This is a genomic window from Nonomuraea sp. NPDC050328 (assembly GCF_044459405.1).
Taxonomy (GTDB): domain Bacteria; phylum Actinomycetota; class Actinomycetes; order Streptosporangiales; family Streptosporangiaceae; genus Nonomuraea.
Genome location: NZ_JBITIW010000001.1, coordinates 741062 through 765882, shown reverse-complemented (window position 1 = coordinate 765882; position 24821 = coordinate 741062). Strand labels below are relative to the sequence as shown.

At 72.5% G+C, this 24821-nt stretch carries 24 protein-coding genes; 17 read left to right on the top strand and 7 right to left on the bottom strand.

What is annotated here, in order from left to right; all coding sequences use genetic code 11:
- Positions 1–344: 344 nt before the first annotated feature.
- From ACIBG7_RS03455 to ACIBG7_RS03400, 12 genes are all read left to right on the top strand, one after another.
- Complete coding sequence (locus ACIBG7_RS03455) at positions 345–1022, top strand: hypothetical protein (RefSeq protein ID WP_397335043.1); 678 nt, start codon at positions 345–347, stop codon at positions 1020–1022.
- Between the two features lies 1 nt (position 1023).
- Positions 1024–1779, top strand: coding sequence for a hypothetical protein (locus tag ACIBG7_RS03450; RefSeq protein ID WP_397335042.1), 756 nt, complete (start codon positions 1024–1026; stop codon positions 1777–1779).
- Positions 1776–3068 (top strand): CpaF family protein, encoded by a 1293-nt coding sequence (locus tag ACIBG7_RS03445; RefSeq protein ID WP_397335041.1) that lies wholly within the window; start codon positions 1776–1778, stop codon positions 3066–3068. Before ACIBG7_RS03450 ends, ACIBG7_RS03445 begins: the two co-directional genes overlap by 4 nt.
- Complete coding sequence (locus ACIBG7_RS03440) at positions 3068–3913, top strand: type II secretion system F family protein (protein WP_357916464.1); 846 nt, start codon at positions 3068–3070, stop codon at positions 3911–3913. Before ACIBG7_RS03445 ends, ACIBG7_RS03440 begins: the two co-directional genes overlap by 1 nt.
- Positions 3906–4823, top strand: a complete 918-nt coding sequence (locus ACIBG7_RS03435) for a type II secretion system protein (protein WP_357916467.1) — start codon at positions 3906–3908, stop codon at positions 4821–4823. Before ACIBG7_RS03440 ends, ACIBG7_RS03435 begins: the two co-directional genes overlap by 8 nt.
- 2 nt (positions 4824–4825) lie before the next feature.
- Complete coding sequence (locus ACIBG7_RS03430; RefSeq protein ID WP_357916470.1) at positions 4826–5053, top strand: hypothetical protein; 228 nt, start codon at positions 4826–4828, stop codon at positions 5051–5053.
- Positions 5050–5514 carry a TadE/TadG family type IV pilus assembly protein gene (locus ACIBG7_RS03425; protein ID WP_397335040.1) on the top strand — a complete coding sequence of 155 codons (465 nt, stop codon included), beginning with the start codon at positions 5050–5052 and terminating at the stop codon, positions 5512–5514. Before ACIBG7_RS03430 ends, ACIBG7_RS03425 begins: the two co-directional genes overlap by 4 nt.
- Positions 5505–5933, top strand: a complete 429-nt coding sequence (locus ACIBG7_RS03420) for a TadE family protein (RefSeq protein ID WP_397335039.1) — start codon at positions 5505–5507, stop codon at positions 5931–5933. The genes ACIBG7_RS03425 and ACIBG7_RS03420 overlap by 10 nt, the downstream gene beginning before the upstream one ends.
- A complete protein-coding gene (locus ACIBG7_RS03415) occupies positions 5930–6352 on the top strand; it encodes a pilus assembly protein TadG-related protein (RefSeq protein WP_357916479.1) in 423 nt (140 codons plus the stop codon). Before ACIBG7_RS03420 ends, ACIBG7_RS03415 begins: the two co-directional genes overlap by 4 nt.
- Positions 6353–6557: 205 nt before the next feature.
- Positions 6558–9305, top strand: a complete 2748-nt coding sequence (locus ACIBG7_RS03410) for a hypothetical protein (RefSeq protein ID WP_397335038.1) — start codon at positions 6558–6560, stop codon at positions 9303–9305.
- Positions 9302–9877: a hypothetical protein gene (locus ACIBG7_RS03405; protein WP_397335037.1), complete on the top strand. Its 576-nt coding sequence runs from the start codon at positions 9302–9304 to the stop codon at positions 9875–9877. The genes ACIBG7_RS03410 and ACIBG7_RS03405 overlap by 4 nt, the downstream gene beginning before the upstream one ends.
- Positions 9868–10785, top strand: coding sequence for a hypothetical protein (locus ACIBG7_RS03400; protein WP_397335036.1), 918 nt, complete (start codon positions 9868–9870; stop codon positions 10783–10785). The genes ACIBG7_RS03405 and ACIBG7_RS03400 overlap by 10 nt, the downstream gene beginning before the upstream one ends.
- A gap of 57 nt (positions 10786–10842) precedes the next feature.
- On the opposite strand, the gene ACIBG7_RS03395 is transcribed toward ACIBG7_RS03400, so the two are convergent.
- The 4 genes from ACIBG7_RS03395 to ACIBG7_RS03380 all read right to left on the bottom strand — a co-directional run bounded on the left by ACIBG7_RS03395 (position 10843) and on the right by ACIBG7_RS03380 (position 15343).
- Entirely contained in the window at positions 10843–11979 is a 1137-nt protein-coding gene (locus ACIBG7_RS03395) for an alpha/beta hydrolase family protein (RefSeq protein ID WP_397335035.1), read from the bottom strand.
- A gap of 129 nt (positions 11980–12108) precedes the next feature.
- Positions 12109–12609 carry a methylated-DNA--[protein]-cysteine S-methyltransferase gene (locus ACIBG7_RS03390; RefSeq protein ID WP_357916492.1) on the bottom strand — a complete coding sequence of 167 codons (501 nt, stop codon included), beginning with the start codon at positions 12607–12609 and terminating at the stop codon, positions 12109–12111.
- The gene (locus ACIBG7_RS03385; RefSeq protein ID WP_397335034.1) at positions 12606–14024 is read right to left on the bottom strand and encodes an AlkA N-terminal domain-containing protein; all 1419 of its coding nucleotides are present in this window, start codon (positions 14022–14024) and stop codon (positions 12606–12608) included. The genes ACIBG7_RS03390 and ACIBG7_RS03385 overlap by 4 nt, the downstream gene beginning before the upstream one ends.
- 98 nt (positions 14025–14122) lie before the next feature.
- Positions 14123–15343 carry an MFS transporter gene (locus ACIBG7_RS03380; RefSeq protein WP_357916498.1) on the bottom strand — a complete coding sequence of 407 codons (1221 nt, stop codon included), beginning with the start codon at positions 15341–15343 and terminating at the stop codon, positions 14123–14125.
- A 60-nt stretch (positions 15344–15403) separates the two neighbouring features.
- Here ACIBG7_RS03380 and ACIBG7_RS03375 point away from each other — a divergent pair, with 60 nt between their 5' ends.
- On the top strand, positions 15404–16357 hold the full coding sequence (locus tag ACIBG7_RS03375) for a DUF5937 family protein (protein WP_397335033.1): 954 nt from the start codon (positions 15404–15406) through the stop codon (positions 16355–16357).
- Here the strand turns inward: ACIBG7_RS03375 and ACIBG7_RS03370 are convergent.
- The 3 genes from ACIBG7_RS03370 to ACIBG7_RS03360 form a co-directional block, all read right to left on the bottom strand.
- Positions 16346–17287, bottom strand: a complete 942-nt coding sequence (locus ACIBG7_RS03370; protein WP_357916504.1) for an NYN domain-containing protein — start codon at positions 17285–17287, stop codon at positions 16346–16348. The two genes, ACIBG7_RS03375 and ACIBG7_RS03370, sit on opposite strands and share 12 nt — an antisense overlap.
- A 105-nt stretch (positions 17288–17392) precedes the next feature.
- Complete coding sequence (locus tag ACIBG7_RS03365) at positions 17393–17587, bottom strand: acyl-CoA carboxylase subunit epsilon (protein ID WP_357916506.1); 195 nt, start codon at positions 17585–17587, stop codon at positions 17393–17395.
- Positions 17584–19173 (bottom strand): acyl-CoA carboxylase subunit beta, encoded by a 1590-nt coding sequence (locus tag ACIBG7_RS03360; RefSeq protein ID WP_397335031.1) that lies wholly within the window; start codon positions 19171–19173, stop codon positions 17584–17586. The genes ACIBG7_RS03365 and ACIBG7_RS03360 overlap by 4 nt, the downstream gene beginning before the upstream one ends.
- Before the next feature lie 229 nt (positions 19174–19402).
- On the opposite strand from ACIBG7_RS03360, the gene ACIBG7_RS03355 reads away from it, so the two are divergent.
- The 4 genes from ACIBG7_RS03355 (at position 19403) to ACIBG7_RS03340 (ending at position 24799) form a co-directional block, all read left to right on the top strand.
- Positions 19403–20170 carry an ABC transporter ATP-binding protein gene (locus ACIBG7_RS03355; RefSeq protein ID WP_397335030.1) on the top strand — a complete coding sequence of 256 codons (768 nt, stop codon included), beginning with the start codon at positions 19403–19405 and terminating at the stop codon, positions 20168–20170.
- Positions 20171–20209: 39 nt separating this feature from the next.
- A complete protein-coding gene (locus tag ACIBG7_RS03350; RefSeq protein ID WP_397335029.1) occupies positions 20210–20503 on the top strand; it encodes a pentapeptide repeat-containing protein in 294 nt (97 codons plus the stop codon).
- The gene (locus ACIBG7_RS03345) at positions 20422–22011 is read left to right on the top strand and encodes a hypothetical protein (protein WP_397335027.1); all 1590 of its coding nucleotides are present in this window, start codon (positions 20422–20424) and stop codon (positions 22009–22011) included. Before ACIBG7_RS03350 ends, ACIBG7_RS03345 begins: the two co-directional genes overlap by 82 nt.
- Positions 22012–22177: 166 nt before the next feature.
- Complete coding sequence (locus ACIBG7_RS03340; RefSeq protein WP_397335026.1) at positions 22178–24799, top strand: phosphoenolpyruvate carboxylase; 2622 nt, start codon at positions 22178–22180, stop codon at positions 24797–24799.
- The last annotated feature ends 22 nt before the right edge of the window (positions 24800–24821 follow it).

The following is a 24821-nucleotide window of genomic DNA, read 5'->3' as shown; positions in this document are numbered from 1 at the left end:
GGCCAATGGTCGATCAGGCTCGCCCGGCTGAGCCGGTCGCCGGGCGTATACGCCCACGTCGAGGGCTGTTCAACCCCCATTAACCACCTCCGACGCACTTGCCGATTTTGTCCTGATAAATCAGTGATGAATGCGTCCCAAGTTACTCAAGTGACTCCTATCACGCTATTCATGGAATAAGCAACTGACTCCACAAAACGGGTCTGGGCAAGGTCGAGTTGACAGGCTCCCACCTGCGAAAGGAGCATGGTTCCCCGCATTCCATCCCCGCCCCAACAATCCGGTGCACATAATGGCGGGGAATTAGACAATTCATCTGAGCTCGTAATGGGAGCCCCCCACCCATGAGGACCAGCGAGAAACCCGCCGTCACCCCGGCGGGCCCGAACGGCGCGCTCTCCGGGCCCGCCTCGCGCAAGCTGCCGGTGCCGCCGCGCGAGCGCAAACCGGCGCTCGCGGCGCTTGCCGTCCTCCTCATCCTGGGCGGAGCGCTGGCCAGCACGCTGCTGGTCATGCGCAGCGGCGAGCGCATCTCCGCGATCCGGGTGACCCAGCAGATCGGGACGGGTCAGCCCATGTCCGCCGAGGCGTTGCAGGAGGTGCAGATCGCCGATACCGGCATCGACTACGTGCCGTGGTCGCGGCGGTTCGAGGTGGTGCGCAACTTCGCGGCGACCACAATCCTGCCCGGCACGCTGCTGACCGCGCAGATGACCATCACCGCGAGCCAGGAACTGGGCCCGGGCAAGGCCAAGGTGGGCCTGGCTCTCAAGGCGGGGCAATATCCCGCGGGACTCGACAAGGGGGATCGGGTCCAAGTCGTCTACGTTCCTGGCCGGACGTCCCAGACGGCCGGCCGGGTGCTGGCGCAGAGCGCGCTCGTGCACAGCGTCAGTCCGCCGGGCCGTACCGGATCCTCCGGACTCATCACGATCATCGTCGACTCGTCGGTGTCGCCGGACATCGTGGCCCGCGCCTCCACCGGGGAGATCGCCGTCGCCGAGCTGCCGGGAGCGCGCTGACGTGGCGCTCATCGTGCTGGCCGCCGACAAGGGCGCGCCCGGCGTGACGACCGGCGCGACCGCCCTGGCCGCGGTGTGGCCACGGCCGGTGCTGCTGGCCGAGTGCGACCCGTCCGGCGGCGACCTGGCCTACCGCCTCCCGGCGCAGGACGGCGGGGTGCTCAATCCGGGCAAAGGGCTGCTCACGCTCGGTGCCATCGCGCGCCGCGGGCTGGAACCGGTGCAGATCCACGAGCACACCCAGAAGATCGTCGGCGGGCTCGACGTGCTGGCCGGGCTCAGCCACGGCGAGCAGGCCGCCGGGCTGAGCTGGCTGTGGGGGCCGCTCGGCAAGAGCTTCGCCGCGCTCCCCAACGCGGACGTGCTCGCCGATTGCGGACGGCTCGGCACACATCCGCACCTAGCCGACCTCATCGCCGAAGCCCGGCTGCTGGTGCTCTTCACCCGCGCGAGCCTCGACCACGTGGCTCACCTGCGCGAACGGCTCAGCCTCACGAAACCGGAGAAGACCGGCGTCGTGGTCATCGCCGACCCGCGGCAGTACCGCGCCTCGATCGACGAGGTCCGCCGCATCGCCGGGCCGAGCGTGCAGTTCGTGCACGGCCTGGCCTACGACCCCAAGGGCGCCGAGCTGCTGCGCGGCCAGTGGGGCGGCCGGCTCGACCGTTCCCTCCTCATCCGTACGGCTCGCGAGCTGGCCGGCCGCCTGCACGGCCGCCTCGCCGGCGCCGACGCCGAGCAGGGGAGGCGCGCGTGATCGACCACGGTCTGGTGAAGCGCTTCCGCCAGGAGGTCGGCGACCGCCTGGCCCACCAGCGGCGGCTCGACGCGGCCAACGGCCTGGCGCCGATGACCGGCGAGGACGAGCGCCAGTTCGCCCGCGCGCTGATCTCGCGGGTCCTGGAGGAGCACGCCAGGAGCGAGATCGGCCTGGGCCGCACCCCGCCCACGGTCGAGGAGGAGGAGGCGCTCGCCGCCGGCATCCACGCCGCGCTCTTCGGCGTCGGCCGCCTGCAGCCCCTGCTCGACGACACCGAGGTCGAGAACATCGACATCAACGGCTGCGACCGCGTCTTCGTCAGTTACGCCGACGGCCGGGAGCAGATCCACGACCCGGTCGCCGAGTCCGACGACGAGCTGATCGAGCTGATCCAGATCCTCGCCGCCTACTCGGGCCTGAGCTCCAGGCCGTTCGACACCGCCAACCCGCAGCTCGACCTGCGCCTGCCGGACGGATCCCGGTTGTCGGCGGTCATGGACGTGACCGTGCGCCCGGCGGTCTCGATCCGCCGTGCGCGCCTGGGCAAGGTCTTCCTCTCCGACCTCGTCGGGAACGGCACCCTGAGCCCCGAGGTGGGACATTTCCTGCAATGCGCGGTCGCGGCCCGCAAGAACATCATGATCGCCGGCTCCACCAACGCCGGGAAGACGACCCTGCTGCGCGCCCTGGCGAACGAGATCCCCGTCACCGAGCGCCTGATCACCGTCGAACGTGCCCTGGAGCTGGGCCTCGACCAGTTCCCCGAACTCCACCCCAACGTCGTCGCCTTCGAGCAACGCCTGCCCAACGCCGAGGGCCAGGGCGAGATCACCATGGCCGAGCTGGTCCGCCGATCCCTGCGCATGAACCCCTCCCGCGTGATCGTCGGCGAGGTTCTGGGCGACGAGATCGTCACCATGCTCAACGCCATGACGCAGGGCAACGACGGCTCCCTGTCCACGATCCACGCCAACTCCTCCATGGAGGTCTTCAACCGCATCGCCACCTACGCCCTCCAGGCCGCCGAACGCCTCCCGATCGAGGCCACGCACATGCTCATCGCCGGGGCCATCGACTTCGTCGTCTTTATCGAGAAGCGCAACGACTACGAGCGCGGCGGCACGCTGCGCCGCTACGTCTCCAGCGTCCGCGAGGTGACCGGCTGCGACGGCCGCGTGCTGTCCAGCGAGGTCTTCGCCCTCGGGCCGGCCGGACTGCTGCCGCACGCCCCGGTGTCCTGCCTGGAGGAGCTCGCCGCCCACGGATACCAGCCGGGAGGGTGGTAATGCCGCTCATCGACCCCCTTGTCCTGCTGTCCGGCGCGGCCGCCGGTGGCGGCCTGTTCCTGCTGATCATGGCCCTGTACGGCATGCGCCCCCGCCCGTCGCGCCCGAAACGCGAGCTCGCCCGCACCCTCACCACCCGCACCGCCATCGCCGCCGTCGCGGCGGTAGCCGTACTCGTGACCACCGGCTGGGCGGTCGCCGCGGTCGGCACGGTGTTGCTGGTCTTCGCCTGGCGCGGCCTGTCCGGCGGCGCGGCCGAGGAACGCGCGGCGATGCAACGCCTGGAGGGCCTGGCCGCCTGGACCGAATCCCTGCGCGACACCATCGCCGGAGCCGCCGGCCTGGAGCAGGCCATCCCGGCCTCCATCCGCGCCGCCGCCCCCTCGCTCCGGCCGCACCTGCGGGCCATGGTCGACCGGATGCACACCCGGATGGCCCTGCCCGACGCGTTACGGCTGTTCGCCGACGAGCTCGCCGACCCCTCGGCCGACCTGGTGATCGCCGCCCTCATCCTCAACGCCAAGCTGCGCGGACCGGGCCTGCGCGACGTGCTGGGCGCGTTGGCGGTCTCCGCCCGCGAGGAGCTCGACATGCGCCGCCGGGTCGAGGCCGAGCGCCGCGCGACCCGCAAGAGCGTGCAGATCGTCGTGATCACCGCGCTGGTCTTCGCCGGGGTTCTGGTCGTCTGGAACCCGGGATACGTCGCCGAGTACAGCTCCTGGCTCGGCCAGGCCGTCCTCACCGTCGTCGCCGGCCTCTTCGGGGCGGGCTTCGCCTGGATGCGCCGCCTGGCCCGCTTCGACAAACCGACCCGGCTGCTGGTGGGAGGCGACCAGAGTGGTTGAGACGGTCGCCGCCGGCGGAGCCCTCGGACTGGGCCTCTTCCTGCTGATCCGCGCGTTGTTCCCGGCCCGTCCGGGTCTGGTGGCGCGGCTGCTGGCGCTGGACGCGGTGCGCCAGGACGAGGGCCCTCGGCTGCAACTCGTCCTGCCGGACGAGGAGGTCGGCGCGTTCCGGCGCGGGCTCGGCGTGCGCCTGGCCCGCCTGTACGGGGCCCGCGGCTGGGAGGCCCGGTCGGTCAAGGCGGACCTCGCCCTGGTCGGGCGCTCCTTCGAGGGCTTCCTGGCGACCAAGGTGTTGCTCGCCGTCTCCGGCCTGCTCGCCTTCCCGGTGCTGCTGGCCTGGCTGGTGCTGATGGAGTGGGGGGTCTCGCTAGCCATCCCGTTCTGGATGGCCGTGGCGGTCGCCGCGCTGTTCTTCTTCCTGCCCGACCTGCAGATCCGGCGGGACGCCGCCACCCGCCGCCGTGACTTCCGGCACGTCGTGGGCGCCTTCCTCGACCTCGTCTCCATGAACCTCGCCGGCGGGCGCGGCGTGCCCGAGGCGCTGCTGATGGCGGTGTCGGTCAGCGGCGAGCAGCCCAACTGGGCGATGTACCGCATCAAGGAAGCACTGGCCGGCGCCCGCATCGTCGGCATCACCCCGTGGCAGGCGCTCGGCCAGCTCGGCGAGGAGATCAACGTCGACGAGCTGCGCGACCTGTCCGCCGCGCTGGGGCTCGTCGCCGACGACGGCGCGAAGGTGCGGACCTCGCTCGCCGCCCGGGCCGCCACCCTGCGCCGCCGCGAGCTCGCCGAGGTCGAAGGGCGGGCGGGGGAGCGCTCGCAGTCCATGCTCGTCGCCCAGCTCCTGCTGTGCGCGGGCTTCGTGATCTTTCTCAGTTTCCCGGCCGCGATGAAGATGTTGGGGTCCTAGCCGTGAACCATCCTTGGGTCATCTACCTGCGCGCATATCTGGGCGTCCGGATCCACCGCGCCCGCACCGCCCCGACCCGGGGCGCCTCCGCCGTCGAGTGGGTGATCATTACCGCGATCATCGCGGGGGTGGCGCTCGGGCTGGCGACGCTGATCAAGACGCTGGTCGAGCAGAAGCAGAGCGACATCCAGAACAGCTTCGGCGGCGAAGGCGGGGGCGGCGACGAGTGAAGCACCCACGGCCCGGCCACCCCGTCCGCGAACCCAGGTCGAAGCGGCGTGGCGAGCGGGGGGCGACGGTGATCGAACTGGCGTTGCTGATGCCGGTGATCCTCGCCGTCTCCCTGCTCGTCGTGCAGGTCGCCCTGTGGTTCCACGGGCGGCAGGTCGCCGAGGCCGCGGCCCGGGAGGGGGCGAGGGTGGCCCGCTCGGCCCCCTACGACTCCGGCTCGTGGGCGGCCGACGCCGAGTCCAAGGCCGAGGAGATCGCCCGCGCGGTCGGCCCCAAGCTGCTGTCCGATCTGCAGGTCGAGGCCACCACCCGGGGCGAGGACGAGCGCTGGGTCGCGGTCACCGCCTCCGCCGTCCAGGTCATCCCGCTGCTGCCCGAGCTGGCCTTCACCATCACCGCCCGCTCCGGCGGCCCCGTCGAGTGCTTCCGCCCGGACGACGGGACCGGCCGATGCGGCTGATCCCTGCCCGTACGGCGAAGCACCCCCGCACCCCGGCAGAGCGGGGCTCCATGGCGGTGGAGACCGTCATGCTCGCCCCGGTCTTCCTGCTGTTCCTGATGTTCCTAGCCGGAGCCGGCCGCCTGGTGGAGGCCCAGGGCGAGGTGAACGGCGCGGCCAGGGACGCCGCCCGTGCGGCCTCCGTCCAGCGGACGAAGGCGGAGGCCGAGGCCGCCGCCGACGCCACCACCCAGCACGCGCTGGGCGGCACGTGCGACGGCCCCGAGTCGTCCCTGGCCGGGACGGAGTGGGCGGAAGGCGGGCAGGTCACCGCGACCGTGACCTGCCGCCTCGACCTCGGGTTCGTGGGGTTCGACCTGGTCAAGGACCTGACCGGCGACGCGGTGGTGCCCCTGGAGACCTTCCGGAGGGTCGAGTGACCAGCCGAAGGGACGATCGCGGCTCGATGTCGGTGTTCACCGTGCTCTTCTCCGTCGTGGTCTTCCTGCTCGCCGGGCTCCTGGTGGACGGCGGCTCGGCCATCAACGCGCGGCTGCGGGCGGCCGACGTCGCCGAGCAGGCGGCCAGGGCCGGAGCGGACCGCATCGACGTCGAGCACCTGCGCGAGACCGGCCAGGCGCGGCTGCTCGGCAGCGAGGAGGTGTGCGCGCGGGCGTGGGAGGTGCTCGACGCGCACCGCTCCACCGGGCTGGAGGCCGGGACGTGCGAGGTGACCGGGGGCGGGGCGGCGGTGACCGTGCGGGTGCGGGCGGAGTGGAAGGCGTTCTTCCTGGGCGCGGTCGGCTTTCCCGGGTCGTGGATGGAGGGCGAGGCGACGGCGGGGCCGGACGCGCGGTGACGAGGTAGACCGAAACGCGCCGGTCGGTGGCGGGTGCGGGGGGTGAACGAACACGCTGGACGAAGAAGGAGGGCCGATGCCGTCGGGTAAGCGCCCACACAGCTCTGGGCAGTCAGGTCCGGGCACCCCCAAGGGGGGCCGTCCCGGGGCCTCCCCTTTTCCCCGACCGGAACAACGGCAGGGGCAGGGGCAGAGGCGTAGGCCGGTGCCGGTGCCGGTGCCGGTGCGGATCCCGCCGAGGCGGACCGCGGGCGACGTGCTCGCCGGTCTGGGTGCGCTCGTGGTGCTGGTGCTGCTCATCGCCGGCGTGCCGTACGCGCTGCTGACCCTGGCCGGCCCGCCGCTCTCGCCCGAGTTGCTGACCCTCGACCTGTTCACCAGCGAGATCGGCCCGAGCACGATCCTCGCGGTGCTGGTCCTGCTGGTGTGGCTGGCCTGGTTCCAGCTCCTGGTCTGCGTGGTCGTGGAGCTGTACGCCGGGGTGCGCCGGGTGGGCATGCCCAGGCGGGTGCCGCTGTCCGGCGGCACGCAGGTGCTGGCCAACCGGCTGGTCTCGGCGGTGCTCGTGCTGTTCACGGCGAGCGCGGTCGCCGTCCCCGCGGCCAGTGCCGCGACGCGGGTGGAGGCCCCGAGGCTGGCGCCGGTCACCTACGCGGCGCCCGTGGCCGAGGGCACGGTCGAGACCGTCACGACGACCAAGAAGGTGTACGTCGTGCAGCCCCCGCACGGGCGGCATCACGAGAGCCTGTGGGAGATCGCGGAGAAGTGCCTGGGCGACGGGCGGCGGTATCCGGAGATCTACCGGCTCAACCAGCACAAGGCCCAGCCGGACGGGACCCGCCTGCAGATGGCGGACCTGATCCGGCCCGGCTGGGTGCTCGACATGCCGGACGACGCCCGCAACGTGCACACCGTGCCCCGCGACCAGAAGCGGGTGGACACCCTCGAACGCTTCCCAGGCCGCGCAACCCCCGCCGAAGCCCGTGCCGAAGCCCCCAAGGAGGCCCGCACCGGCACCGCAGCCATCGGCGCCCACGCCGAATCCCCCGCCAAGCCGGAAGCCCGCCAGCCGGCCGCACCCCCGGCCCAAACCCCCAAACCAGCCGCGAAACCCGCAGCACCGGAGACCACGACACCGAAAGCCACGGCACCGGAAACCCCGGCCACCACCCCCGCCCTGGACCTGGTCGACTACCTGGCCGGCGCCTCCCTGGCCGCCGCGGGCCTGCTCCTGGCCCTCGGCCGCCGCAGAAGGGAACAGCTCTGGCGAAGGGCCTTCGGCCACCGCCTGTCCCGCCCCCGAGGCGACGCCGCCAAGGCCGAGGTCGCCCTCCGGCTCGGCGCGGACGCCCCCGGCACCAGGATGCTCGACATCGGCCTGCGCCTCCTGGGCGCCGAACTGGCCGCCCAGAACCGCACCCCGCCGACCGTCTACGCCGCCCACCTGTCCTCCAGGACCCTCGACCTGTGGGTCCACCCGCCGCAGGCCGACGCCCCGCCCCCCTGGACGGCGGGTGACGGCGGCCAGGTCTGGCGGCTGCCCGCCCACGAGGGCCGCCTGCTGGAGGAACAACCGGGCGGCGCGCCGTACCCCGGGCTGGTCTCGCTGGGCGCCGACAGCTCGGGCCGGATCCTGATCGACCTGGAGGCGGCCCAGGGCCTGATCGCGGTGACCGGCCCGCAGACCACCGCCGCGCTGGCCGCGATAGCCGTGGAGCTGGCGACGAACCGCTGGTCGGACCGCATGCGCATCACTTTGGTCGGCTTCGGCGAGGAGCTCACCGCCATCGCCCCCGAGCGGATCAAGGCCGTGGGCGGCCTCGCCGAGGTGCTGCCCGAGCTGGAGGCGACCGCGGCCCCCCGCGCCGAGGTGTTGCGCGGCCGGGTGACCGGCAGCCCGCGCGACGCCCACTACCTGCTGTGCGCCGTCGCGCCGACCCAGGAGGAGGCCAGCCGCCTGGCCCTGCTGGCCCGCAAGGACAGCGCCGGGTACGTGGTCGCCGGGGAGGTGCCGCACGCGACCTGGACGATCCAGATCACCGACGACGGCCGCGCCCGCGTGCCGGAGCTGGGCCTGGAGACGACCGCGCAACTGCTGCCGCGCCGCCACTACCGGGCGCTGGTGGAGCTCTTCACCACCGCCGAGCACCTGGACGGCGAGGCGGTCCCCGAGGCCGAGCCGCTGGACATCCGGCAGCCGCCCGCGGTCGAGATCCGGATGCTCGGCCCGATCGAGATCGTCGGCGTCGACCCGCTGGAGGAGGGCCGCATGGTCCTGGCCACGGAGCTGATGGTCTACCTGGCCACGCATCCCGGCGGCGTGCACCCGGTGGTGCTCGGCGGGGTGCTCTGGCCGCGCGGCGTGCAGACGATGGTGCGGGACGCGACGATCGCCCGGGTGGCCGAGTGGCTGGGTCCGGAGCACCTGTTCACCGACGAGGCCGGGCGGCTGCGGCTGGGCCCGGGGGTGCGCACCGACTGGGAGCTCTTCCGCGAGCTGGTCCGCCGCTCGCACTCCGACGAGACGGCCCGCGCGGTCCTGCTGGAGCGGGCGCTGAGCCTGGTCCGCGGGCCGCTGCTGAGCGGCCGGCCGCGCGGGCGGTACGCGTGGCTGGCCGCCGACGAGCTGGAGTACGACGTCAGCGCGGGGGTGGCCGACGCCGCGCACCGGTTGTGCGAGGTACGGCTGGCCCACGGCGAGCCGGACGCGGCGGTGGCGGCGGTGCGGGCGGGCCTGCTGCTGGCCGCCGACGACGAGGGCCTGTGGCGCGACCTGCTGCGCGCGACGCACGCGACCGGCGACCTCGTCCGGCTGCGGGCCGTCGTCGAGGGCCTGACCAGGCGTTCGGCCTCGCATCCGTACGGCGGCGGCATGGCGCCCGAGACCGAGGCGCTGATCGACGAGCTGTTGCCCTCGTGGCGCATCCACGTGGTGAGGGAGAGCACGGCATGAGGCGCTGGCTGCTGGTGCTCCTGCTGGCCGCCGGCTGCGGCCAGGCGGACAAGCCGTACACGCCCCGCCAGGCCGCGGCCCCGCCGGCCGCCTCCGAAGAGGCCGGCTCGACGCCGACTCCGACCGTGGAGACCGTGCGCCTCGGCCCGGAGCTGTCGGTGGGCATCGACTGGCCGGCCGACGCCGACCTGGCGCTGCTCAAGGGCTTCACCGACCTCTACCTCGACTCGTGGCGAGCCGTACAGACCGGGGACGACGGCTACCTCGACCGGGTCGAGGGCGCGGCGGCGGCCGAGGCGCACGCGTGGGTGCGCGGCTTCCGCGGCGCGAAGGTGCGGGGCCAGGCCCGGCTGTACGCCCTGAACGTGCGCGCGGTCGTCGGCGACGGCGCCGAGGTGGGGGCGTGTGTGGACGAGAGCGGCCTGCGCCTGCTGTCCAGGACCGGCCGCGAGCTCGCCCGCCAGCCGGCCTGGACCCGCGGCCCGTACCTGCAGGCCGTCGTGTTGCGGCGCGACGACGACGGCGGCTGGCGGGTCAAGGACTTCCGACATGATCTGAAGGGATGCGCGTGATGCTTCGCCTGCTCGCAGCGGTCCTGCTCGTGCTCGATCCCGGCGGCCCGCGCGGTGAGGGCTTCCAGGACGACCGTACGGCAGGCGTCAAGCTGGAGAACTCCGACATCGTCATCACCGGCAACGGCGCGAGGGGCGGCACCGGCGACGGCTACCGCATCAAGCGCCCGTGCTGGTACGAACCCGGCCCCGACGGCGCGCAGATGGCCCAGACCCAGGAGTCGCTGCGCGCCCGCTGGTTCAGCCAGAACCCGCGCGGCACCGAGGCCCAGTTCCAGGAGTTCCTCAAGCAGTTCAAGGACAAGGTCGGACAGGAGGGCCGGTGGTGGAAACCGGCCTACAACAACGCCGATCCGGGCGGTTACGCCTGCTGGGGCGGCCTGGAGCCGTTCGTCTGGGTGCCGCCGGGCACCACGCCTCCGGCGGGCATCACGCTGGAGGAACTGGTGCAGATCGCCCGGGCCGCGCTGACCGTGCCCGAGCCGCAGATCAAGCTGAACCCCGACGCCAAGAGCTACGTCAACCTGCCCACCTGGGTGTGGATCGACGGGATCGGCACCACCCGGCGCTCGGTCACCGCGAGCCTGCCGGGCGTCATGTCGGCGACGGTGACCGCCCAGCTCAAGGACATCGAGATCAAGTCCGGCACGACCGCCGACCGGGCCGAGGTCAAGGAGGACTGCGGATCGTCCGGCCGGCCGTACGTGCGGGGCGGGCAGTTCACCTGCGGGGTGCGTTACCTGCGGGCCTCGATCGACCAGCCGCGCGGGGTGTACGTGCTCACCGTGAACACGGTCTGGCCGGTCGAGGTGGACAACGACGTGGTGCCCTTCGCCTACGACCCGATCGAGGCGGGCGGCACCCGGGACGTGCCGGTCGGCGAAGTCCAGAGCAACGTCAGAGGATGAGCACCGTCAGAGGATGAGCACCGTCAGAGGATGAGCACCGTCAGGGGATGAGCAGCGTCAGGGGATGAGCTCGACGTCCGGGTGCTCGGCGCTGGGCGCGTCGAACAGCGGCGTCTGCCGTCCCTTGAGGTGCAGGTCGAAGAAGGCGGCCGCGTAGGCGCGCTGCCCGGCCAGCGAGCGCTCCGGGTCGATGGTGCCGAGCAGCCCGCGCAGCCGTGCCTCGGGCACGCCGGGCACCTGCGGCCCGAGGGTCTGCAGGTCGGTGAAGGAGTAGTGCTCGGCGCCGGTGAAGCGCAGCTCGCGCTTCCAGCCGGTCGAGCGCTCCCAGAAGGTGCGCCAGCTCGCGTCGCTCTCGCGGGTGTGCGGCTGCGCGGCCATCTGGAGGAAGGGCTTGGCGACGCCGCTCTGCGCGACCGGGCCGCGGTGGCCGCCGTCGAGGTTGACGCCGGCGTCCACGCGCGGGTCGTCGTGCGTGGCCTCGGCGGCGGTCGAACCGCCCATCGAGTGTCCGATCATCCCGGTCCTGGACAGGTCGAGCGCGCCGGGCAGGCCGCCGGGCAGCCGTCGCCGCGCGGCGTCGGGGTTGTGCCCGCGGGCCAGCCGGTCGAGCTGGTCGAGCACGAAGCGGCTGTCGGCGACGCGGGTGCGCAGCGCCTTCAGCATGTCCGCGGTGTCCGGCTGGGCCGGCAGCTTGGCCCGTTCGAGCCGCCCGCCGGGGAACTCGACCTGCGCGGCCTCGTAGGTGTGGTCGATGCTGACCACGATGTAGCCGCGGCTGGCCAGGTCCTCCACGATCGCGGTGCCGACCGAGCGCGGGGCGCCGAAGCCGGGGGAGAACAGCACGACCGGCAGCTTGCCGCCCTTGACCGGCGCGCCGTACCGGGCGTGCGTCTTGGTGCCGGTCCAGTCCACCTCGCCGGGTTTCGTGCCGAACATCGCGGGGGCGACGGTCTGGCCGAAGTCCTCGCCCGCGCGCCGCGTCATGTGCGGCGCGTACGGCAGGCGCCGCGACCCGGCCGCCGGGTACCACACGCTGACCATCAGCTCGCGGTACGGCCGGCCCGCCACCCACGGTTCGGGCCGCGACCGGTCCACCAGGTGGAGCGCGACCGTGCCCACCTCGCGCGGACCGGTCGGGACGGGCAGGGTGAGGGCGCCGATCAGTCCGGCGGCGGTGACGAGGGCGGCGAGCATGCGTGGTTCCTCCTGGTCGGCGAGATTCCTCCCCAGCCTCGCAGCGATCTTGCTCCACGCCTTCGCCCCTCGGGACGAACCCGCCGTCAGACCACGGTCTGACGGCGGGCCCGGGCATCAGCGCCAGGCTTACGGCCGGCGCGCCTCGTGGGCGAGAAGCCACTGCTTGACGTGGGTGCCGTAGTAGTAGCCGCCGAAGCCGCCGGTGCTGGGCAGCACCCGGTGGCAGGGCACGAAGGGCGCGATCAGGTTCTGGGAGCACGCGCTGCCCGCCGCCCGGGCTCCGGTGCGCGCCAGCCCGGCGCGTTCGGCCAGCTCGGCGTAGGAGACCGTGGTGCCGGCCTTGACCTCGCGCAGCGCCTGGTGCAGCCGCCGGCGCGTGTCGGAACCCGGCTGGTCGACCGGGACGGTGTCGAGGGCGTCGAGGTCGCCGGCGAAGTAGGCGCGGACCGCGGCCGAGATCTCGCCCAGCGAGTCGACCACCTCCAGTCCCTCCTCCTGCAGGGCCGGCGTCAGCCGTACGAACATCTCCTTGGGGTCGGCGGTGAAGCCGGCCGCCACGAGCACGCCGTCGCGGGTCAGGAGGGAGAGCGGGCCGACGGGGGTGGGCTCGATGCTTGCCGTGATCATGATGCGCTCCAGAGGTAGAGAGCGGCGTAGGCGCGCCAGGGGCGCCAGCGCTCGGTGTGCTCGTCGGGGATGTCCAGGGCGGCCATGCGCTTGCGCAGGACCAGGTCGCCTTCGGGCCAGGCGTCGGGGTCGCGCAGCGCGCGCAGCGCGATGTAGCCGGCCGTCCACGGGCCGATGCCCGGGACCTCCAGCAGGCGGGCGACCGCTTCGGCGGGTTCCTGGCCGCCGTCGAGGTCGATCTCGCCGGAGCCGGTGCGCTCGGCGAGGGCGTGCAGGGTGGCGATGCGCCGGGTGGTGAGGCCGAGTCCGTCGAGGTCGGCCGCGGCCAGCTCGGCGGGGGTGGGGAAGAGCCGGGCGCCTTCCTCAGGGGGACCGACGGGACTGCCGGCGCGGGCGACGATGCGGCCGAGCAGGGTGCGCGCCCCGGCGACCGACACCTGCTGCCCCACCACGGCCCGCACGGCCAGCTCGAACCCGTCGAAGGCGCCCGGCACGCGCAGCCCGGGCCGGGCGGCGACGAGCGGGGCCAGGGAGGTCTGGCCGAGAGTCTCGGCGATGGCCGCCGGGTCGCTGTCCAGGTCGAGCAGCCGCCGGCAGCGGCCCACCAGCCGGGCGAGCTGCCGGGTGTCGTCGATCGACACCTCCAGGGCGATGTGCCCCGGTTGCGGGGTGAGCGTCAGCGTCCCGCCGGGGACCACCCGGCTGTAGGAGGCCGGGCCGGCCTGCTCCAGCCCGGGGATGGCCCGCGCGGCGAGGAAGGCGAAGACGCCCGCCACGTCGTACGGCTCGCGCCGGTGCAACCTGAGCCGGAGGCTCGCCGTCTCGGCGGGCGCCGCGGCGGCCCCCCGGGCGGTGGCCCGCAGCTCGCTCGGGGTGAACCCGTAGGTCTCCCGCATGGTCGCGTTGAACTGCCGCACGCTGCCGAACCCCGCCGCGAAGGCGACGTCGGTGACCGGCAGCCCGGTCTCGGTGAGCAACTGCTTGGCCAGCAGCAGCCGCTTGGTCCTGGCCACCGCCAGCGGGCCGACGCCCAGCTCGGCCACGAACAGCCGGTGCAGGTGCCGCTCGGTGATGTGCAGCCGCCGGGCGAGCCCGGCCACGCCGGTGTCGTCCGCCGCGCCGTCGTCGATCAGGCGCAGCGCCCGGCCGACGAAGTCGCCCCGCACGTCCCAGCCGGGATCGCCGGGCGACAGCTCGGGCCGGCACCGCTTGCACGGCCGGAACCCGGCCGCCTCGGCCGAGGCCGCGTGCCGGTAGAAGCGCACGTTGCGCGCCGCCGGGGTGCGGGCCGGGCAGATCGGGCGGCAGTAGATCCTGGTCGTCTTCACCGCCGTGTAGAACCGCCCGTCGAACCGGGCGTCCCGCGCGGAGACTGCCCGGTAGCAGGCGTCGAAGTCGAGGTCCTGAGCGGTCATGCCACCGACTCTACGTCCGCCCGCCGACCGCCGACTGGCGGGAATCGGACCTGACCGTGATCCGCCCAGGCCCAGCTAGTGAGCGCGAATCGCGGGAATCAGACCTCGCGCCTGAGCGGTGAGTTGACCAGCGGCAGCCAGCTCAGCGCCCAGATCACCCCGCCGGTCCACATGGCCGCCCGCACCCCCCACAGCTCGCCGATCAGCCCGGCCAGCAGCCCGCCGAGCCCGACCGCGCTCATCAGGATCAGCCGCATCGTCGCGTTCACCCGGCCGAGCATCGGGTCCGGCGTCACCAACTGGCGGAAGCTCACCAGCAGCACGTTGTTCAGCCCGGTCCGGTAGGTCAGCACGAACCAGGCCACGCCCGACACCCAGAGCCAGGGCCCGGCGTCGAGCAGTGGCGCGGCCAGCGCGGCGGGCGTGGTGGTCAGGCTGATCAGCCAGACCGCGCGCCCGCGGCCGAGCCAGGAGCCCACCAGGTGCGCCGTCGCCGACCCGGCCAGCACACCCGCCCCGCCCACCGCCATGAACAGGCCGAACACCCACGCGGGCAGGCCGAGCCGGTCGATCATCAGGACCGGCAGCAGCACGCTCAGCAGCGGGTAGCCGAGGTTGCTCAGCGCGCCCTGGATCGCGATCGGCCGCAGGTGGGCGTCACGCACGACGAACCGCACCCCTTCGGCGATCTGCCGGCCCAGCCGCTCGCCGGGCGCGCGGGGCTCGGGCGCCGGCTCGGCCTGGCGCACCCGGCCCAGGAACAACGCCGAGGCCAGGTAGGAGAGCACGTCGAGCAGGACGGCCAGCGGCGCGCCGACCAGCCCGACCAGCACGCCGGCGAAGCTGCGCCCGGCGATGTCCATGCCCGCGCTCGTGCTGACCAGCAACGAGTTGGCCGAGGTCAGCCGATCGCGGCCGACCAGGCCGGGCAGCACGCTGTGCGAGGCCACGTCGAAGAAGAGCGTGCCGACGCCGGTCAGCATCGCCACCAGGTAGAGCTGGCCCATGGTCAGCCAGCCGAACCACCAGGCCAGCGGCAGGCTGGCCAGCAGGGCCGCCCGCGCCAGGTCGGCGAGCATCATCACCGGCCGCCGCCGCACCCGGTCGATCCACACCCCGGCGGGCAGCCCGACGACCAGCACGGTGATCGTCGCCAGCGACGCCAGCAATCCGACCTCACCGGGCCCCGCGCCGAGCGAGGTCACCGCGAGCAGGGGAAGCGCGACATAAGTGATCTGGGACCCGAACTGGCTCACCGCCGCCGACGCGTAGAGCTGACGGAAGTCCGGATGGCGAAGAATCGGGGTCGTGGTGGTCATGGCCCCGACGATCCAGCACCATGGAGGACAGACCAATCGATTGAGCGAGGCGTTAATCCGATGGCACGGGAGCTGATCTTCACCGCCGAGGACGTGGCGAACACCCGGTTCGCCCTGTCCCCGCTCTGGGAGGTGATCGCCAGCGTCCGGGTGGTCAAGAACCCCGCCGGGCACCCGCTGCTGCGGCCCTGGGCCGACCAGGTCGCCCGGCGGCTGCGCGACGTGGACTGGCGGCTGCTGCACGACCTCATCCCGGTGCCGACCAGGGCGATCCCGGCCTTCGTCTGCCCGCCGCCCAGCACGCCCGTGCCCGACCTCGACGTCGAACTGGTCACCCTGCGCGCCCAGGCCGCGCACGTGCGGGAGGAGCTCGACGACCCGCACACCAAGCCGCTGCGCGCCCTGTGCGACGACCCCGAGGCCGGCCTCGACCGCCTCGCCGGCGAGATCGGCGCCTACTGGGCGGCGGCCGTCGACCCGTACTGGCCCAGGATCCGCAGCCTGCTCGAAGGCGACGTGCTCTATCGCGCCCGGCAACTGGCCGAGCACGGCCTGCGCCACACGCTCGCCGAACTCGACCCCGGCGTGCGCTGGGCGGGCGAGACGCTGATCCTGCCCAGCCGCTACGCCTCCGGGGTGCGCCCACTGCGCGGCCTCGGCCTGCTGCTGGTGCCCTCCGTCTTCACCTGGCCGTGCATCTTCTCCGGTACGGCGCCGCCCTGGCAGCCGACGGTCCGCTACCCGCCGCGCGGCCTGGCCACGCTGTGGGAACGCCGCGAGAGCGAGCCCCCGGAGGCGCTCGCCGCGGTGCTGGGCCGGACCAGGGCCCGCCTGCTGGCCGAGCTCGACCAGCCCGCCTCGACGCGGGACCTGGCGCTGCGCACCGGCCTGACGGAGCCGGGCGCCAACCGCCACCTCACCGCGTTGCGCCGCGCCGGACTCTGCTCGGCCCACCGCACCGGGCGATACGTCCTCTACGCCCGTACGGCTGTCGCCGAGGCGCTACTTCGATGAGATGCCGACCCCCAGGTCGAACTCGCGGTAGACGCGCGCCCAGAACCCGTCCCGCAACCACACCCTGGCCTCCGGGTACGGCCGCAGCGAGTGACCGAGCTCCTTCTCCGCCTCGATCAGCAACTCGGTGTCGATGACCGTCGGCAGTATCGGCCCAGGCAGCAGGTCCCGGATGTTGTCGCGGCCACGGGTGAGGATCCACTTCTGGGCCACGTGCTCGCCCACCTCCTCGACCCGGGGCCGGGAGGGGCCCAGCTTGGCCACCTGGCCGGGCTTGAGCGAGGGCTTGACCTGCGTACGGCCGGCGAAGACCTGGGCGGGCGAGGGCGTGGTGACCGGCGGAGCGACCGTCACCGGCTGCGGAGCACGACTGAAATAGGCACGCAGGAAATCAGCGGAGATCACTTCAACGGTGTCGGACTCCCACACGAGGCGCTCGGCCTGGTTGGTGCCGTACGGCGGTTCGACGCCCCACAGGTGGATGCGGACGCCATACGCCTGAGCCGCCTCCACCGCGGGCACCATGTCCTCATCGCCCGCCAGCAGGATCGTGTCGGTCACCGCGTGATGCCTGGCCAGGGCCTCCAGATCGCTCCTGATCTGGGCGTCCACCCCTTTCTGCTGGCCACGCGCGTTCAGGTTGCCAAGCCGTACCTTCACCCAGGGAAGCTGGGCGATGACCCGCTGATCGACGGTGGGCACCCGGTCACGAGCCGCGTCATACCAATAGATCCGCAAGAGTTCGCCGGAAATACGTTCCAGTGCATGTTTCTGAAGAGCTTGGATCAGCTCATCGGCGGCCACCCGATATTCCTTGCGTTCCTTGGCCCCAAGGAGCACTTCACCAGCGGCGGCATACAGATAACCGACATCCACGAGCACGGCGTACTTCGCTGCGACAGGATGCGGCGTGAGGTCTGGGATGGCCATGTCGTCCTCCAGGCCGCGGACTTAGTTGATCGGCTGACTATATACGCCTATTTTCTAGATACTCCCAAGTCCCGGGGAAGTTGACACCCGTTTCTTCGGATCCTTCTATGGTAGGCCGCTGTTCCGCCAGGCCGACTTCCCCGGCGTGAGCGCCTTACGCATGGATCTTGCCGGGTTTCGCCATGATTCGGTTTTGCGTGGGGCCGGGGCGGGCGTCTGATCGTTTCGCGTGGTCAGGACGGCGACCAGCGCCGCGATCTCTTCGGGGGTCGCCTCGCCGCGCACGATGCTGAGCTTCACAGCGGGATGTTCCCATGCTTCTTCGGCGGAAGGGAGGCCCGCTTGTTGCGCAGCGCGCGCAGCGCCCGGACGACCTGGGGGCGCGTGTCGGACGGGCGGATCACCGCGTCGACGTAGCCGCGCTCGGCGGCGATGTAGGGGTTGGCCAGGGTGTCCTCGTACTCGGTGACGAGGCGGGCGCGCTCGGCGTCGGGGTTGTCGGCGGCGGCCAGCTCGCGGCGGTAGAGGATGTTGACCGCCCCCTGCGCGCCCATCACCGCGATCTGCGCGGTCGGCCAGGCCAGGTTGACGTCGGCGCCCAGGTGCTTGGAGCCCATGACGTCGTAGGCGCCGCCGTACGCCTTGCGGGTGATGACGGTGATCAGCGGGACCGTGGCCTCGGCATAGGCGTAGAGGAGCTTGGCGCCGCGGCGGATGATTCCGTTCCATTCCTGATCGGTTCCTGGCAGGAATCCCGGAACATCCACAAAAGTGAGGATTGGAATATTGAAGGCATCACATGTTCGGATGAATCGCGCGGCCTTCTCGGATGCGTTGATATCCAGACATCCTGCGAAATGCATGGGCTGGTTGGCGACTACCCCCACGGGGTGTCCGTCGATTCGTCCGTATCCGACCACGATGTTCGGCGCGAACAACGCGTGGACCTCCAGGAACTCCCCGTCGTCCAGCACGTGCTCGATGACCTGGTGCATGTCGTACGGCTGGTTGGCCGAGTCGGGGATGATCGTGTCGAGCCCGGCGTCCGGCTCCAAGTCCTCGGCCGGCTCGTAGGCCGGTGCCTCGTCGAGGTTGTTGGAGGGCAGGTAGGACAGCAGCGCCTTGACGTACTCCAGCGCGTCCTTCTCGTCCGACGCCTGGTAGTGCGCGACGCCCGACTTGGTGTTGTGCGCGTGCGCGCCGCCCAACTCCTCGAAGCTCACCTCCTCGCCGGTGACCGTCTTGATGACGTCCGGGCCGGTGATGAACATGTGCGAGGTCTGGTCCACCATGACCACGAAATCGGTCAGCGCGGGGGAGTACACGTGCCCGCCCGCCGCCGCGCCCATGATCAGCGAGATCTGCGGGATCACGCCGCTGGCGTGCACGTTCCGCTTGAAGATCTCCGCGTACAGGCCCAGCGCGACCACGCCCTCCTGGATGCGCGCCCCGCCGCCCTCGTTGATCCCGATGATCGGGCAGCCCGTCTTGAGCGCCATGTCCTGGACCTTGACGATCTTCTCGCCGTACACCTCGCCCAGCGACCCGCCGAACACGGTGACGTCCTGCGAGAACACGCACACCTGCCGGCCGTCGATCGTCCCGTACCCCGTGATCACCCCATCGGAGTACGGCCGGCGGGCCTCCAGCCCGAACATGGTCGAACGATGCCGGGCGAACTCGTCGAACTCCACGAACGAGCCCTCGTCCAGCAGGGCCAGCACCCGCTCCCGGGCGGTCATCTTGCCCTTGGCGTGTTGCTTCTCCACCGCCGCGGCCGATCCGGCGTGCGCGGCTTCGTCCAGCCGGCGTTCGAGGTCGGCGATCTTTCCCGCGGTCGTGTGGATGTCGATCTCGGGGAGCTGCGGCACGGGCTCGGCACTCATGCCCACAGGCTAATGGCCCCTCCCACCCGACCACATCCCAGGGCTTCCCGTGTCTTCCCGCCCCGCCACATCCCAGGGCTTCCGTGTCTTCCCCGACCCACCGCCTCTTAGGGGATCCCCCCGCTTCTTAGGGGATCCCCCCGCTTCCCCCCGGACCTCCTCGCCGAGTTATCCACAGCCCCCCACCACCCGCCTCCCGCCCTCCACCGGCGAGCCATAAGGTGGCGGCATGACCGAAGCCGCCGTCCGCACCCACGCCCTGCTCAAACGTTTCGGCCCCCAGGTGGCGGTGGCCGGCGTGGACCTGGTCGTGCCCGCAGGCAGCTTCGCCGGCCTGGTCGGCCCCAACGGCGCCGGCAAGACCACCACCCTCAGCATGATCACCGGCCTCCTCCGCCCCGACGGCGGCGCCGCAGAGGTCGCCGGCTACAACGTCTGGGCCGACCCCGTCCAGGTCAAGGCCCGCATCGGCGTCCTCCCCGAGGGCCTGCGCCTGTTCGAGCGCCTGTCCGGCCGCGAGCTCCTCATCTACAACGGCCGCCTCCGAGGCCTGCCCCGAGCCGAGGTCCAGCGCCGCGCCGAGGAGCTCCTCCACGTGATGGGCCTGTCCGACGCCGCCGACAAGCTGGTCGTCGACTACTCCACCGGCATGCGCAAGAAGATCGGTCTGGCCGCCGCCCTCCTCCACAACCCCGCCGTCCTCTTCCTGGACGAGCCCTTCGAGGGCGTGGACCCGGTCAGCGCCAACACCCTCACCGAGGTCCTGCGCCGCTACACCGCCTCCGGCTCGACCGTCGTCTTCTCCAGCCACGTCATGGACCTCGTCGAGCGGCTGTGCGACTGGGTCTCGGTCATGAGCGGCGGCCACATCGTCGCCCAGGGCACTCTCGACGACGTCCGCGCCGGCCGTACCCTCAACCAGGCCTTCCTCGACCTGGTCGGCGGCCCCTCCGGCACCGACGGCGACGGCCTCTCCTGGCTCGGAGCCCCCCAATGACCCCCACCCCCACGGACCCCACCCCCACGGACCCGACTCTTGCGGACCCGACTCCCGCGAGGTCAACCCCGGCGGACCCGACTCCGGCGGACCCGACTTCCGCGAGGTCAACCCCGGCGGACCCGACTCCGGCGGACCCGACTCCGGCGGACCCGACTCCGGCGGACCCGACTCCGGCGGACCCGACTCCGGCGGACCCGACGCCAGTGGACCCGACCTCGCCGAAGCCAACTCCCGCGAGGTCAACCCCGGTGGTGCCCCTCCCGGCCAAGCCCTTGCCCCGGGAGCCCATCCGCCCCTTCACCCTGTTCGCCGCCCTCAAGCTCCGCCTGATCGGCGGCAACCTCCGCGGCGCGGTGGACCGCAAACTGGGCTTCGTCTTCACCCTCCTCGCCGCCCTCTTCGTGGCGACCGTCAGCTTCCTCTCCCTCCTGGCCCTCCGCCTGGCACCCCCAGACCTGGCCGCCGACCTCGGCACAGTCCTGTTCACCGCCTTCCTCATCGGCTGGGCGGTCGTCCCCCTGCTCGCCTTCGGCCTGGACGACACCCTCGACCCGGCCCGCCTGTCCCTCTTCCCCCTGACCACCCGACAACTGGCGATCGGCCTGTTCGCCTCCTCAGCCACCGGCGCCTGGCCCCTGACCACGCTGATCGCCCTCTTCGGCGCCCTGGCCGGCCTGGCCCGCAGCCTCCCAGCGGCCCTCACCGGTCTGGTAGCCGTCCCGCTGATGTTCGCCCTGTGCCTGGTGACCTCCCGCCTGGTCACCACGGCCCTGTCCGGCCTGCTCCGCTCCCGCCGGGGCCGCGACCTCCTGGCCGTCGCCGCGATCGCCCTGGTCCTGCTCTTCCAGCTCCCCAACATCATCGTCAACCGCGGCCTGGACGACCCCGCCGCCCTGCTCCGCGGCGCCGCCGGTTTCCTCCGCTGGACCCCGCCCGGCATGGCCGCCGAGGCCATCTCCATCGGCAACCCCCTGTGGCTGCTCCCGGTCGCCCTCACCGTCGCCGTCGTCGGCTACCTGTGGATCAAGGTCCTGGGCCGCGCCCTGGTCACCCCCGACTCCTCCACCCAGGCCGCCGCCTCCGTACGCGCCTCCAGCGGCCTGCTCGACCGCCTCCTGCCCGACGGCCCCCTGGCCGCCGTGGTCTACAAGGAGGTCCGCTACCTCCGCCGCGACCCGCGCTTCCGCGTGAGCTGGCTGGTCGCCGTCGTGGTCACCGGCGCCCTGGCCTTCTCCATGAGCGGCGACGGCGCCGGCCCCGCCCTGGTCATCGGCCTGAGCGTCCTCGGCGCCATCATGATCGGCGCCCAGCTCAGCAACCTCTTCGGCATCGACGGACGCTCCCTGTGGATGAACGCCGTCGTCTTCGCGCAGGACCGTGACTTCCGCACCGACATCCGCGGCCGTCACCTAGCCGCCGCCCTCATCGCCCTGCCGTTGCTCGCCGCCCTGGCCCTGGCCATCGGCCTGTTCACCGGCAACCCGGCCGCCGTCCTCCCCGCCCTCCTCACCGCGTGGGGCGTCCTCGGCCTTGCCCTGGGCGCCGGCGCCATCACCAGCACCCTCATCCCCTACACCGTCCCCGAACGCATGAACGCCTTCACCGGCGCCGCCCCCGGCCAGGGCGGTCAGGCCTTCCTCGGCTCCATGGGCTCCATGATGGCCGTCGTCCTCCTGGCCCTGCCTCTGGCCCTCCCCGTCGTCCTGGGCTTCCACTGGCTCGCCGCCCTCATGCTCCCGTACGGCGTCGCCGCCACCCTCCTGGGCCAGCACCTGGCCGCCAAGCTGGCCCGCCTCCGCCTCCCCGAAATCCTCGCGGCCGTCAGCCGCCCGACCTGACCCCCTGACGAGGCACCGGCGAGGGGGAGAGCTTGGGTTGCCCATAGAGGGGACCTCGAAGGGCGTGCGAAGCCGAAGGCCATGCTTTCACCAGGAGAAACAGTGGTCTAGTCCAATACTCGAGACCGGTATCCATCCGCTGAGAGCGCCTGGATACCCTCTGAGCATGACTTCCCAGGCGGTTGAGCGCCACAGCGCCGTCATCGAGATGCCCGAGGAGCTCCGCGCCGATGTGCGGCTCCTGGGAGAACTGCTGGGCCAGGTGATCGCCGAGCAGGGCGGCCCTGACCTGCTGGCGGATGTCGAGAAGCTGCGTAAAGCAGTGATCGGCGCACGCCGCCGTGAGGTGCCGTTCGACGAGGTGGCCGCGATGGTCGGCGGGTGGGACATCGACCGGGCGGTGCAGATCGCCAGGGCGTTCACCTGCTACTTCCACCTGGCCAACCTCGCCGAGGAGCACTACCGGATCCGGATCCTGCGCGAGCGCGACAACGACGGCGGCCAGCGGGAGTCGCTGGCGTCGGCGGTGGAGGAGCTGGGCGTGGAGCGGGTCGCGCAGTTGGTCGAGGGGCTGGAGCTGCATCCGGTCCTGACCGCGCACCCGACGGAGGCCCGCCGCCGGGCGGTGGTGACGGCGATCCAGCGGGTGAGCACGCAGCTCACGGAGTACAACACGCCGGGCCGCGGCGAGTCGGAGCGGGCGGAGAGCCGGCGCCGGCTGCTGGAGGAGATCGACCTGCTGTGGCGCACCGCCCAGCTCCGCAACACCAAGCTCGACCCGCTCGACGAGGTGCGGACCGCGATGGCCGCCTTCGACGAGACGTTGTTCCGCGTGGTCCCGCAGGTCTACCGCAGTCTCGACGCGGCGCTGGGGGAGGGGAGCGGCACGCGGGAGCCGCTGGCCAGGCCGTTCATTCGGTACGGGAGCTGGATCGGCGGCGACCGGGACGGCAACCCGAACGTCACCGCCAAGGTGACCCGCGAGGCGGTGCTGATCCAGGCCGAGCACGTGCTGACCGCGCTGGAGACCGCGACCGGCCGGATCGCTCGCACGATCACCGCGGCGGCGCAGTTCACGCCGCCGTCGGCGGCGCTGCGCGGGGCGATCAAGGCGGCGACGGACTCGCAGCCCGACCTGGTCTCCGAGCTCGCCACCCGCTCGCCGTCGGAGCCGCACCGCCAGTGGCTGCTGTTCGTGGCCGCGCGCATCGGCGCGACCCGCCGCCGCGACCTCGACCTCGCCTACCGCTCGCCCGCCGACCTGCTCGCCGACCTGCGGCTGGCGCAGGAGTCCCTGCGCGCCGCCGGCGCCGTACGGCAGGCGTACGGCGAGCTCCAGCACCTGATCTGGCAGGTCGAGACGTTCGGCTTCCACCTGGCCGAACTCGAGGTACGCCAGCACTCCCAGGTCCACGCCACGGTGCTGGAGGAGGTCAGGGCCGGCGGCGAGCTGTCGGAGCGCGCCGAGGAGGTCCTGGCGACGATCCGGGTGATCGGCTGGATCCAGGAGCGCTTCGGCGTGGACGCCTGCTCCCGCTACGTGGTCTCCTTCACCCGCAACGCCGGCGACATCGCCGCGGTGTACGAGCTGGCCGAGTTCGCGCTGGGCGCGAAGACGCCGGTGCTGGACGTGGTGCCGCTGTTCGAGTCGGGCGCGGACCTCGACCACTCGGCCGACGTGCTGGCCGGGATGCTCGACCTGCCGCAGGTGCAGCGCCGGCTCAAGGACAACGACCGCCGCGTGGAGGTCATGCTCGGCTACTCCGACTCGGCCAAGGAGCTGGGCCCGGCGGCGGCGACCATGAAGTTGTACGAGGCGCAGGAGCGGCTGACCGCGTGGGCGGCGGCCAACGACATCAAGCTCCGCCTGTTCCACGGCCGCGGCGGCGCGCTGGGCCGTGGCGGCGGTCCGGCCAACCGCGCGGTGCTGGCGCAGCCGCCCGGGTCGGTGGCGGGCCGGTTCAAGGTGACCGAGCAGGGCGAGGTGATCTTCGCCCGGTACGGTCATCAGGCCATCGCCCGCCGGCACATGGAGCAGGTGGCCAACGCGGTGCTGCTGGCCTCCTCCCCGGTGGTCGGCGAGCGCACCTCGGCCGCGGCCGACCGGTTCCGCGCGCTGGCGTCGGAGGTGGCGACGGCGTCCGAGCGGGCCTACCGGGCGCTGACCGAGGCGCCGGGCTTCCCGGAGTGGTTCGCGCTGGTCAGCCCGCTGGAGGAGATCGGCTCGTTGCGGCTGGGCTCGCGTCCGGCCCGGCGCGGGCTCGGCGCGCCGCGCTCGCTGGACGACCTGCGGGCCATCCCGTGGGTGTTCGCCTGGGCGCAGACCCGCGTCAACCTGCCCGGCTGGTACGGCCTGGGCAGCGGCCTGGAGGCGGTGACCGACCTGGAGCAGCTCCGGGCGGCCTACCGCGAGTGGCCGCTGTTCGCCGCACTGCTGGACAACGCGGAGATGTCGCTGGCCAAGACCGACCGCTCGATCGCCAAGCGGTACCTGGCGCTCGGCGGCCGGCCGGACTTCGCCGAGCAGGTGCTGGAGGAGTACGACCGCACCCGCCGGCTCGTGCTGGCCGTGACCGGGCACGAGCGGCTGCTGCAGAACCGGCGGGTGTTGTCGCGTGCCGTACAGCTTCGTGACCCGTATGTGGACGCGCTCTCGCACCTGCAGCTTCGCGCGCTGACCGCGTTGCGGTCGGAGGAGAAGCCGTCGGAGGAGGAGCGCGAGCGGCTGTCGACGCTCCTGCTGCTCTCGGTCAACGGCGTCGCAGCCGGTCTCCAGAACACCGGCTGACCACCCCGGAACGCCGGCTGAT

Coding starts and splice junctions, on each gene's coding strand:
- ACIBG7_RS03455 (WP_397335043.1), top strand. CDS start 345: ATGAGGACCAGCGAGAAACCCGCCGTCACCCCGGCGGGCCCGAACGGC.
- ACIBG7_RS03440 (WP_357916464.1), top strand. CDS start 3,068: ATGCCGCTCATCGACCCCCTTGTCCTGCTGTCCGGCGCGGCCGCCGGT.
- ACIBG7_RS03420 (WP_397335039.1), top strand. CDS start 5,505: ATGCGGCTGATCCCTGCCCGTACGGCGAAGCACCCCCGCACCCCGGCA.
- ACIBG7_RS03405 (WP_397335037.1), top strand. CDS start 9,302: ATGAGGCGCTGGCTGCTGGTGCTCCTGCTGGCCGCCGGCTGCGGCCAG.
- ACIBG7_RS03400 (WP_397335036.1), top strand. CDS start 9,868: ATGCGCGTGATGCTTCGCCTGCTCGCAGCGGTCCTGCTCGTGCTCGAT.
- ACIBG7_RS03395 (WP_397335035.1), bottom strand. CDS start 11,979: ATGCTCGCCGCCCTCGTCACCGCCGCCGGACTGATCGGCGCCCTCACC.
- ACIBG7_RS03390 (WP_357916492.1), bottom strand. CDS start 12,609: ATGATCACGGCAAGCATCGAGCCCACCCCCGTCGGCCCGCTCTCCCTC.
- ACIBG7_RS03385 (WP_397335034.1), bottom strand. CDS start 14,024: ATGACCGCTCAGGACCTCGACTTCGACGCCTGCTACCGGGCAGTCTCC.
- ACIBG7_RS03380 (WP_357916498.1), bottom strand. CDS start 15,343: ATGACCACCACGACCCCGATTCTTCGCCATCCGGACTTCCGTCAGCTC.
- ACIBG7_RS03375 (WP_397335033.1), top strand. CDS start 15,404: ATGGCACGGGAGCTGATCTTCACCGCCGAGGACGTGGCGAACACCCGG.
- ACIBG7_RS03370 (WP_357916504.1), bottom strand. CDS start 17,287: ATGGCCATCCCAGACCTCACGCCGCATCCTGTCGCAGCGAAGTACGCC.
- ACIBG7_RS03360 (WP_397335031.1), bottom strand. CDS start 19,173: ATGAGTGCCGAGCCCGTGCCGCAGCTCCCCGAGATCGACATCCACACG.
- ACIBG7_RS03355 (WP_397335030.1), top strand. CDS start 19,403: ATGACCGAAGCCGCCGTCCGCACCCACGCCCTGCTCAAACGTTTCGGC.
- ACIBG7_RS03340 (WP_397335026.1), top strand. CDS start 22,178: ATGACTTCCCAGGCGGTTGAGCGCCACAGCGCCGTCATCGAGATGCCC.